The organism is Gilvibacter sp. (assembly GCF_965601605.1).
In the GTDB taxonomy this organism is placed as follows: domain Bacteria; phylum Bacteroidota; class Bacteroidia; order Flavobacteriales; family Flavobacteriaceae; genus Gilvibacter.
The window spans coordinates 86,769-103,674 of the sequence record NZ_CBFCWJ010000017.1 but is presented as its reverse complement, the minus strand read 5'-3'; the positions used below and the strand labels follow the sequence as shown (position 1 = coordinate 103,674).

12 protein-coding genes are annotated in these 16,906 nt (G+C 43.7%); 1 reads left to right on the top strand and 11 read right to left on the bottom strand.

Annotated features, from left to right (window positions below; translation table 11 throughout):
• Positions 1-3 precede the first annotated feature (3 nt).
• From ACSLP7_RS04645 to cyoE, 5 genes are all read right to left on the bottom strand, one after another.
• Positions 4-657, bottom strand: a complete 654-nt coding sequence (locus ACSLP7_RS04645; RefSeq protein ID WP_435578235.1) for a hypothetical protein — start codon at positions 655-657, stop codon at positions 4-6.
• A gap of 239 nt (positions 658-896) precedes the next feature.
• A complete protein-coding gene (locus ACSLP7_RS04640; protein WP_291185222.1) occupies positions 897-1,280 on the bottom strand; it encodes a cytochrome C oxidase subunit IV family protein in 384 nt (127 codons plus the stop codon).
• A gap of 18 nt (positions 1,281-1,298) precedes the next feature.
• The gene (locus ACSLP7_RS04635) at positions 1,299-2,276 is read right to left on the bottom strand and encodes a cytochrome c oxidase subunit 3 (protein WP_435578234.1); all 978 of its coding nucleotides are present in this window, start codon (positions 2,274-2,276) and stop codon (positions 1,299-1,301) included.
• A gap of 45 nt (positions 2,277-2,321) precedes the next feature.
• Positions 2,322-2,906: a cytochrome c oxidase subunit 3 gene (locus ACSLP7_RS04630; protein ID WP_291185217.1), complete on the bottom strand. Its 585-nt coding sequence runs from the start codon at positions 2,904-2,906 to the stop codon at positions 2,322-2,324.
• Complete coding sequence (gene cyoE / locus ACSLP7_RS04625; protein ID WP_435578233.1) at positions 2,903-3,811, bottom strand: heme o synthase; 909 nt, start codon at positions 3,809-3,811, stop codon at positions 2,903-2,905. Before cyoE ends, ACSLP7_RS04630 begins: the two co-directional genes overlap by 4 nt.
• Before the next feature lie 124 nt (positions 3,812-3,935).
• On the opposite strand from cyoE, the gene ACSLP7_RS04620 reads away from it, so the two are divergent.
• On the top strand, positions 3,936-4,826 hold the full coding sequence (locus ACSLP7_RS04620; protein ID WP_435578232.1) for an MBL fold metallo-hydrolase: 891 nt from the start codon (positions 3,936-3,938) through the stop codon (positions 4,824-4,826).
• Here ACSLP7_RS04620 and ACSLP7_RS04615 read toward each other — a convergent pair.
• The 6 genes from ACSLP7_RS04615 to sprA all read right to left on the bottom strand — a co-directional run bounded on the left by ACSLP7_RS04615 (position 4,823) and on the right by sprA (position 16,906).
• Positions 4,823-6,946, bottom strand: a complete 2,124-nt coding sequence (locus tag ACSLP7_RS04615) for a gliding motility protein RemB (RefSeq protein ID WP_435578231.1) — start codon at positions 6,944-6,946, stop codon at positions 4,823-4,825. The two genes, ACSLP7_RS04620 and ACSLP7_RS04615, sit on opposite strands and share 4 nt — an antisense overlap.
• 81 nt (positions 6,947-7,027) lie before the next feature.
• Positions 7,028-7,813 carry an energy transducer TonB gene (locus ACSLP7_RS04610; protein ID WP_435578230.1) on the bottom strand — a complete coding sequence of 262 codons (786 nt, stop codon included), beginning with the start codon at positions 7,811-7,813 and terminating at the stop codon, positions 7,028-7,030.
• A gap of 145 nt (positions 7,814-7,958) precedes the next feature.
• On the bottom strand, positions 7,959-8,681 hold the full coding sequence (locus tag ACSLP7_RS04605; RefSeq protein ID WP_272830317.1) for an energy transducer TonB: 723 nt from the start codon (positions 8,679-8,681) through the stop codon (positions 7,959-7,961).
• Positions 8,682-8,736: 55 nt separating this feature from the next.
• Positions 8,737-9,060, bottom strand: coding sequence for a VanZ family protein (locus ACSLP7_RS04600; protein ID WP_435578229.1), 324 nt, complete (start codon positions 9,058-9,060; stop codon positions 8,737-8,739).
• Positions 9,061-9,115: 55 nt separating this feature from the next.
• Complete coding sequence (gene gcvH, locus ACSLP7_RS04595) at positions 9,116-9,496, bottom strand: glycine cleavage system protein GcvH (protein ID WP_435578228.1); 381 nt, start codon at positions 9,494-9,496, stop codon at positions 9,116-9,118.
• 27 nt (positions 9,497-9,523) lie between these two features.
• Positions 9,524-16,906: a cell surface protein SprA gene (sprA, locus tag ACSLP7_RS04590; RefSeq protein WP_435578227.1), complete on the bottom strand. Its 7,383-nt coding sequence runs from the start codon at positions 16,904-16,906 to the stop codon at positions 9,524-9,526.

Below are 16,906 nucleotides of genomic sequence, written 5' to 3'. Positions count from 1 at the left end.
AGCTTATAGCTGCTTGCGCTTGTATTTGTCGTTCTTTTTAAGGGCTCTGCGGTACTCTGCCAAGATCACTTGGATGTCGTCATCCATCTTGTCATCAAGTTCTGCTACATTACTGGCATTGTATCCGTATAGCGTACCCACGTCTTCATCATCATCTCTTCCACGCAAGCGCTTATCCTTATCCAGAATATAAACGTAGTCTGAGCCAAGATCATCATCTAACTTATACGGAGAGCCGAGCTCTGCTTTGAGCTTGCGAATCTGCTGATCTGATAAGACCACAAACTGCCACTTTTCTGTTTCCTTGATCTTGCTGAGCTTTTCTTCCAGATCTGGAATGGTGCCTTCTGCTCCTTCCGGGATCAACCAGACAAATTGGAGGTCGTAGAATTCCGAGTATGGCGTGTAGATCTTGTGGGCCAGATTGAACACATGCCCGTAACGACTCTTGGCATCTTTGCCTAAAAATCCCATGATGGTAATATTACTATCAAAAACGATGGAATCTCCACGCAGACTTTTCGTGCCTTCCGGCAATTCTGAAACAGGCTCTCCCAAGGTGGGAAGCATGGAGAAGTTGTGATCCGCAGCTGCAAAAAACATGTAGGCAACTAGCGGTAAAATGAACAAAAATCCTAAAACAAAAAACTTCTTCATATCCAGCAAAATAAAGAAGTGATTAAGACCTTTTTAGGTAGTGAGGTAAACGCGATTTATCAGCGCTCGATGATTGCTTCTTTTTGAACTGCATAGCAGGGCTACGTAGCGATGTATAGACAAGGAGCGAGTGCAAAAAAACGGGCTTAACCTATGATTAAAAGTCTAAAGCACTTTCGAAATACAAAAATACAAAAAAGCCCCGCTAAAAGCGAGGCTCAGAGTCGTTAATTCAACTGTTAAAAGTTGAATTTGATGTGGTTATTCTTGTAGACCTCATAGATGTAGTCTCCTTCAAGAAGTACGATCAAAACCAGATAACAGATCAAGAATACAGCAGTCCATACAACCGCACGTCTCAAACCTTTGGTCTCGTCACGCATGTGCATGAAGTCCCAAGTAATATAGTATGCTTTAAATAGTGTCAAAATGATGAAGATCCAGTTTAGATACTTCATGGCTAAAAAGCGTCCTTCTACCAAGAAGGCCGGTTTATAGATACCCAAGGCAACTTCGATTATTGTAACAATAGAAAGTACAATGAATACACCCCAGATCTTGGAAACGTTGGACTTGAATTTAAGAAGTCCTCTGAATATCTCTAATTTATGCTCGTGTCCCATAATGCTTTATAATCGAATTTATACCAGATAGAAGAAGGTAAATACAAATACCCAAACTAAATCTACAAAGTGCCAGTAAAGACCTACTTTCTCAACCATTTCATAGTGGCCTCGGCGCTCGTAAGTTCCGATAATCACGTTGAAGAAGATGATGATGTTGATCACTACTCCTGAGAATACGTGGAATCCGTGGAAACCAGTAATAAAGAAGAAGAAATCAGCGAAGAGCGGTGATCCGTACTCGTTGCGTATCAGGTTAGCTCCTTCTACGATGAGCTTTCCGTCTTTGTTTAGTTTGGCAATAGATTCCTCGCGGCTCAAAACAGTCTTTTCCCCGTCTTCTGTGAGGTATTGCGTTCTAATTAGCAAATTATCGTTTGCTGCGAATCCAGCTTTAATATCGTCTAGAGTGTAAGTAGATAAGGTTTCCTCGTCAGTCTCATACCAAATTCCATTGTTGCGTGTGTGTGCTTCACGTTGTGTAGACTCACCTGCAATATCTGCAAGAGCAACACGGTTGCCATCCGTATCCACGAATTGAAGGATACGCCCTCCGTTAGTTTCAACAGCTCCGTAGTCTCCTTTGATAAACGTTTTCCATTCCCAGGCCTGAGAACCAACGAAGATCAAACCACCAATAATGGTTAAAAACATATAAAGAATAACCTTGTTCTTCTTCATTTGGTGACCAGCGTCAACCGCCAATACCATGGTTACCGAAGAAAAGATCAGAATAAACGTCATGAAGGCCACGTAGTACATCGGGAAGTTTCCGTGTACAAAAGGAACGTGGGTAAACACTTCATCTGCGATTGGCCAAGAATCGATGAATTTGAATCGTGAGAAGCCGTAAGAGGCCAAAAATCCGGAGAAAGTAAGGGCATCAGAAACGATGAAGAACCACATCATCATTTTCCCATAACTGGCTTTTAATGGTCGGTTACCACCACCCCAGACTTTCCCTTCAGTACCTGTTTCAACAACAGTTGTTTCCATATAAAGAAGTTGACGTTATGATTGAGGCAAAAATAATCAATTTTCTTATCTAACGAAATATAAAAAGCAAAACAAATAGATCCATAAAAGGTCTACGAAATGCCAGAAAGTACCTGCCAATTCTACCCCTAGCATATTGTCTTTATTATATCGCTGTTTAGAATGCTTATAAATCACTACTCCCAAGGCTATTAAGGCCGCAAAAATGTGCAATAAGTGCACAAAGGCGATCAAAAAGATATAGGTGTAGGTAATGTTGCTCGATTCTCCTGTGAAATAGTAGCCCAGATCATAGGTGATCTGTCTAAAGCCGTAATACTGCAGGCTGGCAAAGACCACTCCAAGGATAAAAGTGCTTACTAAGAACAACATACCTTGACTGCGCTTCTCCTCGCGAATGTTTCGCACGGCGAGCCACATGGTTATACTACTCAAAATGATCACTGGAGTACTTAAAAAGAAGGCATTCGGCATTTGAAAGTCCGCAATCCAATCGTCGCGTTCACTACTTACAATAAAGGCTGATGTAAAAGCCGCAAAACTCATCAATAAGCTGATGATCCCAAACCAGAGCATCATGCGCTTTGCGCGTCTGGCCTTATCCAATTCATACTGTTCTACTTCCGTCATACACTAAGGAATTTATCAACTACGTAAATAATCTGTAATAAGGTGATATAACTCACACTGGTGAGCATTAATCGCTTGGCGGTCTTGGCGTCTTTTTTGCGATATAGTTTTACGGCGGCGATCAAGAACCACACACCCAATAAACCAATGATCACTGCAGCTAACAGACTTACTTTAAACATTCCCGTGATTCCCAAAGCGGGAATTAGAGAACAAAGTACAGTCCATAAGGTGTATAACACCACTTGCGTTGCAGTTCCTTTATCGCGTTTTCCGTTTGGCAGCATATTGAATCCGCCTTTTTTATAATCTTCATAGAGGAACCAACCTATGGCCCAAAAGTGTGGGAACTGCCAAAAGAATTGGATCATAAATAATGTCCCGGCCTCAATCCCGAACTCGTTTGTAGCGGCAACCCAGCCCAACATGAATGGAATAGCTCCTGGGAAGGCACCGACAAATACGGAAAGTGGCGTTTTGGTCTTTAATGGCGTATACAAACTCACATACATAAAGATAGAGATAGCGCCAAAAAGAGCAGTTTTAGGGTTGATCACATAAAGCGTCCCGATTCCCAAAATTGTGAATAAAGTGGCAATGATAAAAGCGGTTTGAACGCTCATGCGGCCAGCGGGAATAGGCCTGTTTTTGGTACGATCCATTAAAGTGTCAAGATCGCGCTCAATGATCTGGTTGTAAGCATTAGAAGCTCCAACCATGAAATAGCCTCCTAAAGCGAGCATCAATAGCACCTTGAAATCGATAGTGGGTGCTCCCAATAAATAACCCGCTATGGATGAAAACACCACAGAAACCGAGAGCCTCACCTTGGTGATCTCGGCAAAATCGCGCAAGAGCGATGTTTTTTGTATGGTAACTTCTTGTGGCTCCAAAACCGATTGCATTCCGCTTTATTTTGCTCGTGCAAAGATACTCCATAAACTGCTGCCAGCCAATGCATGCTGAAAGGAAATTCCATTTTAACAGACTACCTGCAATGTTGCGTATCTTTAAAGCAAATCAAAAAATATGAAAACACCCATCCATCACTATTTATTCGGAATACTTTTAACTCTAAGTACCTTGAGTTTTGGTCAAGACATGGCCGATGTCACGATCCAAACAATACCGGTCAATGGCCCTGTTTATATGTTAGAAGGTCGTGGTGGAAATATTGGAGTTTCTGTAGGAGCCGATGGTGTTTTTGTTATTGACGATCAGTTTGCGCCACTATCTGAAAAAATTCTGGCGGCAATCAAAATGCTTAGTGATGGACCCTTACAATATGTAGCCAACACACACTATCACGGAGATCATTCTGGCGGGAACGTCAATATGCAAAAAGCTGGCGCGACCATTGTCGCTCATAAAAATGTTCGAAAGCGCCTGGAACAACCCGATAGAAACGGTAACGACAGACCTCAAGAAGCCTTACCGGTAATTACCTATAAAACACAAATGTCTATTTATATCAATGGCGAAGAAGTAGTGATCCTTCACGTGGGCAATGCACATACTGACGGCGATTCCCTACTCTACTTTACTCAAAGCAATGTTTTGCATACGGGCGATACTTATTTTAACGGACGTTATCCGTATATCGATTTGAATTCGGGCGGATCTGTTGAGGGTTATCTCGCAGCGGTAAAACGCGGCATGATGTTGGTAGACGAGGATACCAAGATCATTCCGGGTCACGGCCCATTAGCCTCCCGGGCAGACTATATGGCCTTTATGAAAATGCTGGAAGGGCTTAAAGAGAATGCGCTTAGAGCCATTAATGCTGGGATGAGCTTTGAAGAATTTGTGGCCGATGAAAGCATCACGGCTGAATACGACGCTCAAGGCTTTGGCAGTGGATTCATTAATCCAAAACGCATGCGCGAAACACTCTACAAAAGCTTGAAAAAACAACCTTAGAAATCAAAGTACCAATTGAAGAGATCTGTGCGAATGCCCAGATTGAACCAAGTTGAACTGGAGGCAAACTCAGTAGCCGTATCCACATCTGGCGTGAAATCTCTAAACAAAAGCGACGCATAGACCTTTAGATTCGTAGCCGGATTGATCAAATACCCTCCTTGAAATTCTCCAATAAAGACTGAGGTGGTATTTCCTTGACCAATTTCAATTCCGGTATCAAAGGGACGGTCGCCTTCATCGCGGTAAATATCGCCTCCGTAATAAAAGGAGTCTTCAGCAGTATTAAAATCAAAACCACGTTCTCCAAAAGTCAACTTAGCCGATCCAAACCAACGCCCGTTAAAATAACGCGCAATCAAGATCCCTTCTCTAAAGTTAGCACCCCAGAGGTGAGCCATGGGTTGGTTTTGGTGCCCGTAGTTGAGTACAATCGTATTGTGCGAATAGGTATAAGGACGCACTTGATTGTATTCTGCCTGTAGGTAAAGATTCTTAACCCCAAAGGCGTTGTAATATTTGGCTCCCAATTGGAAACCGAGTTTGTTCTTCCAGCTTTGATCACCTCCGAATACATCTCCAGAAGAAAATTCATCAATAACCACTTGGCTGTAGGCGTTAATCTGATCTGAGAACTTATATTTCCCGCTCAAACCAATAATGGCGTTTCCTCCACGGGAACCAGTAGTAAACTCAATGGCTCTGTAAAAGATCACCGGATTCAAATAGTTAAGATCAAAACCACGATCGTTATCATTTTCCCACATTACAGCTTCAAAAAGACCAATATTCAAACGTTTGGTCACATTGATACTCAAATAGTGGTTGGCCATGTATTTGGTTCTGAAGGAACCGTCCAAGGTCACCTCAGAACGCACATCGCGCAGTGACATCCAGGTATTGGTGTATTTGAGCTTCCAGAAATTGGTATTCAAGCGCAAATAAGGATAAGGAGATGCGTTGTCACTCAATAATAAAGAGCGGTATCCGTCTCCAATGAAATTCTTTCCATGCCCCAATTGAATGTTGAAATGCTGGCTCGGGGCATACGACAAATAACCCTCAGCCACAGGATAATCATAAGAATCTGTTCTAAAAGGCTCTGCAATATTGCGCCCTGGAATAATGGCAGGGTTTCCTCCGTCGGGACGAAGCGACTCCGCATAACGATTAAAATAACCAGCAAAGCGCCCTTGACTTTCATAAACTGCTGCAAAAAAGTTCAGCTTTTTACCCAGTCCACCTTGAAAATAAACCAAACGAGTATTGTTATAGGTATCCACGCCGTCTCCACGACCAACTTGAAGATCCACTCCAGGGTCAATGGTAAACCAATAGTCTTCACCCTTTACAATTCCCATATGCTCGTTCCACCATTTCCTACCCAGCCACGAGGACTTCTTTTTGAGTAGCTTCTGATTGGCAGCCTCGAAATTGTAGTATTTATTCACTTCCTCATACACATAAGGCTTCTGAGCGGTGTGGTTGTTTATGCCGACTTGATTCATGGCTGGATCAAACATGGCGTAATTCTGATGAGAAAGCGGAATGTTCAGCTGACTGGTATACTCTTCATTCTGATAAGGAAAGCTCTTGATATCCTCATATTCTGTATTGAACTGATCTTGCACCACCACAAGACTGGTATCGTCTGAATCTGCAGTGCCTGTATTTGCCGTAGCCGTTGTGGTCTGTGTGATCTGCGGAGCTTGTAAAGGAAGGTTTACACTAAACTGGAATTGAACGTAAGTGGGTTTAGCGTTATAGGTAGCCGGTTCAATTTTTGGCAATTCACCAAAGACCCGTTTAACCTCGTCCTTCAATTCCTGATAGGCCGCCTCAGTATACAAAACCTTGAATTCACCTTCTGCCGTCACCTCTAAAAGAGAGACCATTACTCCTGAGTAATTCTCCTCACCAACAATATCTGGTGTTTTGAAATTCTCGTAAAAAAACTGTTGGAGCGTTGCGTTAAAACAATCCGCCAATGAAGCACCGCTTTGTCCTTCGCAAGACTCAAAGACCGGATACTTTTCAATATCTGATAGCGCTTCTTGCGCCTTTAGCGAATACGTAGTTAATAGCAGTAAAACGAGGAGTGAGCGCAACGGTAATTTCATAAAACGTAGATAGGCTTTCGAAAGATACGTTTTTTTGAGAATCCTAAAAGCAGAAATCCCGCCTAGGCGGCGGGACTTCAATTAATCTTGTATTTGAAAGATGATCGGCAGTGAAAAGATCACCGGAACACTTTTGCCTTGATGCATTCCGGGATTCATCTGCGGCAGCTTTTTGATGACCTTAATGGCTTCATCCCGCAGCGCATCGTTGGCTGTTCTGACCTTGATATCAGTGACCACGCCATCTGGACCAATGGTAAACTGACAAGCAATCCTCACTTTCCCAGAAAGGTTCTCTTCAGCGCCGATATCATAATCAAAGCGGCGCTGTACAAACTTGTGAGTCATACGCGTAAAGCATTCCAACTGCTCCTCACGATCTGCACCGGCATCGCAACCTGGAAAGGTTGGGATCTGCATAACATTGTTGATGTAGATCGGTGTTGGTGGTTCCTCCTTAGGCGGATCCCCCTTGACCAAATTGGCTCCCGGGCTCACCTCTACAACAGGTGGATCCGTGCTGATGTTCGGCGTTACGGTAGTGGCCACATCATTTTTGACCACCTTAATAACGTCTCGGACCTGTTTAGGCGGCTCTACTTTAGCCACAGGTTCTACCTTGGGTTTTACGGTTTCTACGATAAAATCCGTCATAGTAAATACCTCATCGTCCGAATCATCGGTATACGTAATGGGTATCTCCTTAATTTCAATACGAACTGTTTCGACCACAAAAATGACGAACAGCAAGCTAAAGATCAGACCAAGTTGAAAATTTCGCGTATGGTTCCAACGCAAATTTACCTGGCGTTTTTTTTGGATGGAAGTCAGTTGGTTAGTGTCTGTGTTTTTGGCATTTTGTTTCATGACTACTGACTTTTAGAAACACTGAGCTGAATCGGCTAGTACTTAGCTCAGTATCGATATGTTAAAGTTTTTAACACACAAGATTGATGCCAAAAAAAAATCCCGCTGGCAGAGCGGGATCTATTTGGTTGAAACTTTTTAGAAATTAATCCTGTACGGCAAAAAGAATCGGTAGTGAGTACAATACCCCTACAGCTTTTCCTCGCTGCTTTCCTGGGGTCATTTTTGGAAGTCCTTGTACTACTTTGATAGCTTCTTGCTCCAGTCTTGGGTGTGGTGCACGAGCACGCACGTTCACAACGTTTCCGTTGCGGTCAATCTTAAACTGTACTGCGATACGCTGACGTCCTGAAAGACCAAGTTCTCCTGCCAGTTCGGTATCGAACTTCTTGTTTACGAACTTGCTGATCTTTTCAGACATACATTTTTTCTTCGCATCGTTATTTCCAGCGTTTTCACAACCTGGATAAATTGGTACGTTTTCAATTACTGCAAAAGGAACGTCTGCGATAACCTCTTCCTCTACTTCTTCGATCTCTTCGATTTCAACGATCTCTTCTTCCTGATCTGTTTCAGTAGATTCAATTACCGTCTCCTCTACGTCTTCTTCATCTTCTACGATGTCGATAACCTCTGGTGCCGGTGGTGGCGGTGGAGGTGGTGGAGGTTGGTTCTGAATTTCAGTCACTGGTACTTCCTCTTCGAATTCTTCGTCGAGTTCCAGTTGATCTAGAGCCAAGGCGTCTTTGTCGTAAGTCTTATACTCTATGGCCTGCCATGCCAGTAAAAGCATTACAATCATTCCGATCTGAAAGAAGTAGATACTTCTTTTACGTAAATCTGCTTTAGGATTTTTCTTCGGTTCCATTGCGTTTCTGAATTAATATGCACGCTAAAATATAGAATTTCTAGCGCAAAAAAAATTAAACTTTGTTATTTAACCCGACTTTTGATTGCAAAAGAAAAATTGCGGTCGCGCCAATGAACATTCCCACCGTATTCGCGACTACATCATAAGGATCAGCGCTTCTACTTTGGGTGATCTGTGCCTGTAAAAACTCAATTATTATACCATAAATGAATCCGCTTAATAATAGAATCAAAAGGAATGGCTTCCAAAAGCTCGGTGCGCTTCTGCGCAACCAATAGGCGCCCCAAAGCACAGCCAAGCCAGCGTAAGCAACAAAATGCGCTAGTTTATCTTGAAATGGAAAAATAGGGACCGTCGGTAGATCAGTCCTTTCCATAATAGAGACTACGGTAAGTAGCGCTGTGTAAAATAAAGCAAGTCCGAGTAGAAATCTAGGCGCCAACAAGGGCTTTGTATCCGGCATCGTCAAGCAATTCTTCAACTTCTGACGTGTCGCTGATCTTCACCTTGATCATCCACCCATCTCCGTATGGATCTGAATTCACTGTTTCTGGAGCATCCTCCAAAGACTCATTGAATTCAATGATCTCGCCAGAAAGTGGCAAGAAAAGATCAGAAACAGTCTTCACGGCTTCTACGGTTCCAAAAACCTCGTCTTTATCTAAGGTTTCATCTACCGTTTCTACTTCTACATAAACAATGTCCCCAAGCTCTCCTTGGGCAAAGTCAGTAATCCCAACGGTGGCTACGTCTCCTTCAATAGAAACCCACTCGTGATCTTTAGTGTATTTGAGATTGGCTGGTATGTTCATTTCAACAATGGTATTATTTGATAGTATTTAGTTTCCAAAATTATAGCGCAAGGTCAATCCTGTTCTGATCGTAGTCTGTGGGAAAGCAGTGGAAATTGCATATTCCGAGAAGGTGTGATCGTAGTAGAACAAAGCGGTTAAATTCTTGCTCAAGGCGTAATCCGCAGTAAACTGTAAACCGTAAATGGTTTGCCCTGCAGTTACTTGGTTGTTTTCAATATCTAAGTAACGAATAATCGTTTTATTGTCGCGAATAGAAGCGTCTAACTTGAAGTTCAAATCACTCTTAAGGATTTTCTTCTTGCCGCCAAAGTTGGTTCCTATACGCAAGTCCTTGATTCGGTATCCAAGACCTACGATATACTCGGTCCCTTGGATTTCCGTCAATAAGTTGTTTGCAAAGCTTAAAGAGAGTGCACGATCCGTACGAACCTCTGCCAGTACCTTCACGGAGTTCTTCATCTCAAAGTCTAGCTTAATCAGTGGACTGAACTGCTCAGTTAAGTTTACGTTGGATAAGATCAATTCATTCTTGAAGTTACCCGCTTGGTCAACCTCCGTTGGATTGGCCGCGTTGAAATCCAGATTGCTCTGGAACTGGTTTACTGTATATCCCGCGCGATATCCGTGCTGGATGGAGAAACGCTTAAAGTTCTTTTTGAACCATTTAAGACGCATCAGACCCGTATACTTAATATCCCAGTTAGGTAATGGCACATCTCTAAAGAGTCCTTTACGCACATCATTGGCATCTTGCCCAGTATAGGCCGATAAGAATGCAGGAAGCAATACTTCTTGATTGTTTCTTCCGAATCCAACAGGGAAGCCTGTTGAAGGATCCGTCGGGAAGTCGTCTGTACCGTAGAATTCACGAGCCAAGCGATTGGCAACAATAAGTCGATTACTTCTAAACTGATCAAAAGTCTGGGAATTGAACTCATCACTGCTTTGGAAAGCCGTGCGGATCAACATGGTTGAAATATTGAAATTACCAAAGGTATTCGGAGTTAGCGAACGGTATAATCCGTCTTCAACTATATAGTTCTCTGCATAGGATTCTGACAGGGTACGGTTACCATTCAAATCGATCTTTAGATCTGGCAAGAACTCAAAGGTCATTTGGTAATCCAATTGATTGTTCTTGGTGGTCGTATACTGCTGGTTAAATTCTGGGAAGATGGTCAACCACCCTTTACGAGCAGCTAGCGCTCGTACATCAGCTTGGCCACCAAATACAAATCCAGTAGTTGGCTTTAAGGTTCCAATGAATCCAATGGACTGCAAATATCCCGGAAGGAAAGTACCGCGGTTCTCTTGATAATTGAACTGAGCACGCTTCAATCCCGTGATGATTCCAATCACCGTATTCAAGGCTTGATCTCCGGCAGATAATCTAGACTTTGGTTTGGCACCACCATCTGCATCGCCGCCGCCTGCTCCTGGAGGAGCTCCTGCTACTCCACCGCCTGCGTTACCACCTTTGCCTCCTCCACTGCTGAACACAGATGGATTCGCTCCACCTTTACTGTCATCATCAGAAGGAGCTTGCTTTTTCTTGATACCCAAATAGCGGTAGAAGCTTGTAAAGTCAAGCGTTGAGTTTATACGGTGTGTACTGGCATTCTGAATAGAGTTACCTAAGTTGTAGGTGTCTTGAACTCCATCAGAAGTGGTAATGGTAATATTGTCAAAGAGATCCGATCCGTCTTGCCACTGATAGTCTCCAGTATAGGAATAGGTTGCCCTAATGAACTCTAAGAATGGAAACTTATTGAACGGCAGATCGTAATTCAGCTGCAAGGACTGGAAATGTCGGTTGGGTTCCCCGAGATCAAAGAAGCCGTCCCAGACACCTGCATCGGGATCGTCTATGAGCCCTCCATCATTCAAGAAATTATTGACAAAGTTGTTTCTATTCGAGTTGAAATTGAAACGCAATGATTTCGTCAGATTATAATTCAAAGTAAACTGGAAGTCAAAAGTGTAATTACGTTGATAAAGCACTGGCAATTCAATGTTTCCATCGTCTTGCGCTCCAATGACCTCTCTAAACTTCTGCGAGTTGAACTGTCGCATAAAGTTGGAGTTTACCGTAAGACTGGTCGGCAAGTAATTCACGTTAAGGTCCTTCAAGAATCTCCAGTATCGGCCTCTAAAGAGCGAATCACTCTTCTTGAAAGGCTCAAAGGTCTTTTGTGGGAAATTGAAATTATAGGTTCCGCCTAAATTCACATTCTGACTTAAGGCTTCCTCTACCTCAAAGTCGCGGTGGTTCTCTTCATTATAACTGTATGAGAAGGTAAAGTTCTCCACATCATAAGGCATAGGCGTTTTATCCGTGGTTCGATCTTTACGCACCCCAATGAAGTTAATACTCTCCCTTTTGGTGTATTCTGTCGATTGACGTTTTCTCGCGTCAGGATCATCAGCATTCTCAATACTAGTATCCAACTCTACATCTAAGAATTGTGGATCATACTTCGGTGTGATCAACTGTTCAGATCTACCATAGTTGAATGGCAATTGGATGCCCCAAGTGTTTGGCAAGAGTTGACCCAGGTTAACATTAGTCACCAAGTCATACGACTGAACGTCTTCTAAGCTGCGCTCTAAAGGCCCTTGTTCCAAGGATCCAAATCCAATGGTTGAACGCTGTCCACTTGCACTTACGGTTGCAAAGTCGGCAATGTTGGCGTCCATATTGGCAATTGCAGCCCAACCTCCACTGTTCTCTAAATCAGAAAGGCGCAATTCATTAAACCAAACCTCTCCAGCAATCTCGCGGTTGGATTGGTTTTTCAAACCGAGCATAATGGTACGTACAGCACCGAAACTCGGATTACCCTTGATACCAATGCGCATTTCATTCTCCGGTCCTACGTCACCGCCCAATTCGCTTTCTGTAAAGAAGATCTCATCTGCAGCAGAAGCTCTTAAGTCATTGGCACGAGCTTTTACTTCTTGCAGTAAGGTCAACGGCAGGTTCAAACGGTTTTCAATAGGCCAAATAGCCTCCGGATCTGAAGTTCCAAAAGAGGTGGTATTTAGCGGAATCTGAATCTCGTAATAGTTCTGTGAAAGGTCATTACCCAATCGCATAAAGGCCACCATTTCTCCATCGGCCAGAGGTGTCTCTGTTTGAATGGATTCTGCGTGCAAGAACATTTCCAGATTCTTATACTGACGCATGTCTACATTGAAATTCTTGTAGACCGCACGACCGTCATCCGGCTCAAGGCCCACTACCCTAATTGAAAGTGACTGCTCATTCTGACGGATGTTATTGTTGTTGTTGACCAATTCTTCACGTTGTACTCCTGGAGGCAATACGTAAGGAATCGGAACACGGTTTTCGTTTTGTTCGATACTAACAGCTTCTGTCTCAAAGAGGGTATCATCTCCCTCGTTAGGTTCTCCATCAGCTTGAAGCGTTTCCAAATAACGACGGTAATCACCACGAACCAAGTCTAAGGTTCCGAATCGAAGTACCGTATTCTCTTGGAAATCCGATAGGAACATACGCATGAATCGGATCGATCTGAAATCTGCAATTCCATTGATGGCTCTATCTGGCGCACTAATTGGAATCTTATATTGGATCCAACGCACCGGAATGTCGGTATTGTTCTCTAAGGTTACAGTCAGTTCTTTAACGTCCGTAATGAAATCTTGAGAAGCTCCGTTAGTTCCCGTGTTGTTTTCCACACTCATCCCTGGGTAGATCGGCACTTCATACTCGAAGTAACTGTCCACCGTGTTCATGGTGTTGTCTCGGTTGATATCCTCCACATCTGGCTGTGGTGTAGCTCCTCGGTTCGTATTGGTTACGGTCTCCGGAGAGTTTCCTTCGTTACCGTTGTATTGTTTATAGCGATCGATGATGTTCCCTTCTGCTTGTAGGAAGAACACATAGTTGTCATTCGCAGGATCTTCCAAACTGGCAAAGGCAGGGAAATTTGCCGCCTCCCCAGCATCGTTAATACCGTCATAACCGATATCCTGATTTTCACGATCTGGCCCAGTTGAATCAAAGGTATAGATCAAAGATTGCTGAGAAGGCACCTTACCGTATACGGTTGGAATAGTATTGGCCGTTCCTCCATCTGCAGGAAGTCCGTTCTCGTATTGTTTACGACCGTCCTTTAAGATATCCTCGGAGATGTTCCCCAAGTTGAACGTCAAAGTACCGCGATCAGTAAGTGTTTCGTCATGAGCATAAGGGTCCATCAACCAGAACTGAATGTACTCCACATTGGTACGCTCAAAATCCGTAGAGGTTAACTGTCGCGAGATACCTCCAAAACGACTTCCTGGATCAGGAAGTGTATTGGATCCTCCCGCAACTGGGTTGTAGTTGTACGGTCCACGTTCAGACGGGAAGTATGCTAAATCCAGAGAGAATAGGGCCTGAGTCTGCCCTTGTACGATATCAACCTCTGGGAAGATCTCGTCAATAAATACACGACGTGTAGCAAAGCTCGAAAGGTCGTCATCTGTAATACCATCAGGACGCTGACGGCTGTAAAAGACCGGGTCAATGGTATACCAAGCTAATTTTGCTCGGTTGTAGTTGTATGCTAGATCTCCGTTAGGCAATTCCCCACCAAAACCAACTGGCGTACTGGAAAGGAACCAACTGAGCGGTGTTTTAATATCTAAAGCGGTTTGTGCACCTTCAAAGTCGTCTACATAAGTAGTTACTGTTCCGCCAAAGTTGCTCACTTTAGGCGCCCCTGCGAAAAGGTAAGCAAATTCACCACGCAATGATACGTTAGACTCTACATCTGTGTCAATGTTCGGCAGGTGGTTCACCATTCGTGTTAAGAACGGAACCTGAGTTGAGTAGTTCGCGTTAAGCCCTACAATGGTGTTGTTGATTGGCTCGTAGCTGTAATTCGCTTTTTGCGTAATTGGACGCTCGTTCAAGTTCAAATAGGTTGCTCCAACTAAGAAATTCTCATTGAATTGATGCTCAATGTTCAACCCAGTAAAGCGACGTGTTTGTTGACCAAAAACGGAATTGTTCTCCGTAGTGATCTCAATTGGAGTATTGCTGTTCAACAAGGCCTGATCCAAGATCTGCACACGACCCAATTGGTAATTCACCGTATAGTCCACTCCTTCAACCAAGACACGGCCCCCAGCAGAAACCGTTACCGATCCCTGAGGAATATTGAATCCTCCGATTGGAATACCATCTCCCGCAGATGACTTATAGCGCCCTTTAAGCTGGAATTTATTCTTCTCACTCGCGTTCTGCTCTGCAAAGGTCTTAGTAGAGGCATAAAGCTCGCGGAATACATATTGGCTTTGGTTAACGTTATAGGTAGACTCCACATCATAGTTCTCTGGAGAACCTGGAGATTCCTTCAATTCGTTAAAGAGATATTCCCCAAAAGGTTCCACCTTAGTAAAGATGATGGTTCCGTTTTGCTGATCCACAGTAAGTCCCGGCACAAAGTCAAAGAATCCATCACCGCCTTGAACAGGGTCATTGTTATAGTTCAACTGATCCAGATCAAACACTCTTAAAAGCGTAGTTTGATTGAGGTCTGCTGGGAAGATCCCTTCACCTCCTGGCGCTGGAGTAATATAGTTCAGCGGAGAAGGATCGGTATACAAAATGTTCATTCTAAAGTCATCACGCTCCAATTGGAAAGCACCGAGACTATAGATATTCTTCATCATCAGATCCCAAGTCGGGGTTTCTACATTGATGATATTACTCTTCAAAAGTTTTAAGACCAAGTTCTGCGGAGACCCTTCTGCAAAGACAATATTATCATCAATACCATCTACATTCACGTCGTTCCCACCCGTCTGATCTACATCACTGGAATCGTTGATCCCGTCTCCGTCACTATCGGTTCCGTTATCGTCCACGCCATCACCGTTGATATCCACATCAGCGATGTTTGGAATTCCATCCATATCGTCATCAGGATTGGTTCCCGTAGAGTTCACCCCGTCGTTGGAGAATTCACCAACCTGATAAACACGTCCGTTAATGGTGTACTGGAAAGCAACGGCCAAAACCTCATCGTTACTCAAGCGCTGGCTCAGCGATAAATAACCTAGTTTTGGGTGTAAGGTATATTCGTTCGGTTGCAGTTTACGCGCATTCTCTTGCTTGGCGTAATCAATTCCTTCTCGAACAGGCAAACCTCCGAATCCAGCTTCTACAGAAGCTACATCACGAATCGCATCGTTTAAAATACTCTCCTCCGGACCGTTGATACCAAAAGGATTGAAGTCGTTATTGGAGTTGTCTGGAAATGCCGTTGGCCCTGCATTGATAAAGCTAGGAGGCACGGTCAATAAACCGATCTTGTCCGGATCGGATTCTCCCAGATCCTGAAGCGCAACAATATTTCTTACGTTATCTGTATTCTGCGTACGGTTGGTTACCCACACCTCAGCACGTGTAATCTGAATCTGCGTATTGATGAACGGATACTGCTCCAAGTTGGCGTCGTATCGATCTCTAAAGTATTGCGAAAGGAAGAAGTGACGATCTTCATCATAATCCAAGGCAAAGATCTCAAAGTCGGTAACCGTGGCACCACCTTCTGCGACTACGGTCCTTGTCTCCGATTGCTGTTCTGAGAAAACCCCAGTGATTCGCGTTTTTCCAAATTGCAATTCGGTCTTCACACCAAAAAGCGATTGTGCTCCAGTAATCAAACTGGTGTTAAGCGGCAAGGCAACGTTACCCACTTCGATCTTACGAACTATGTCATCTTCTGTCGGGGTGTATTCCAACTTAATCTGATTCTGGAAATCAAATGTTGATTCCGTGTCGTAATTAGCAGTCACTTGCAGACGCTTACCTACCTTTCCTAACAAGCTCAGGGAAATGCGCTGGTCAAAATCAAAGGTGAGATTGCTCCTGTTTCTCGGCGAGAATGCCGGATTGTCCTGCTTAGTGAACAGGAGTCCGAGATCCATCTCTATCGAACCCTGTGGAATAACTTCAATCGTGTTGCCTCCAAATACGGTCTCAAAAAAGTTCGAGTTCACATAAAAGTTGGGCAATAAATTCTTTTGGTCTTCTTCTGATCCTTCTTTCTTACCGTCGGCCGCGTCGATCTTGGTTTTGAAATAATCACGCATAGACTCTTGCAGTACTAAATCGTGATATTCCTCCGGTGTGAGGATGGTTGGATAGGTGATATTAAAAGAACCAACCTTTTGCGTGTAGATGTAACGATCCGTAATCGGGTCGTAGGTGTATGAGTCTTCCACGCTATTGGTGGGGAGCTCCATACGTCCCATGACAAAGCCCGTTTTTGTAGAGTCCGTAACAGTCTCCGTTGGATCTTGTGCCAGTGAGGTCGCGGTGGTTAGTATGCTAAAAAGGAATATCAGGCCCTTAAGCAGCCGTGCCTTGCGGTAATTTTCCCTGTTCAA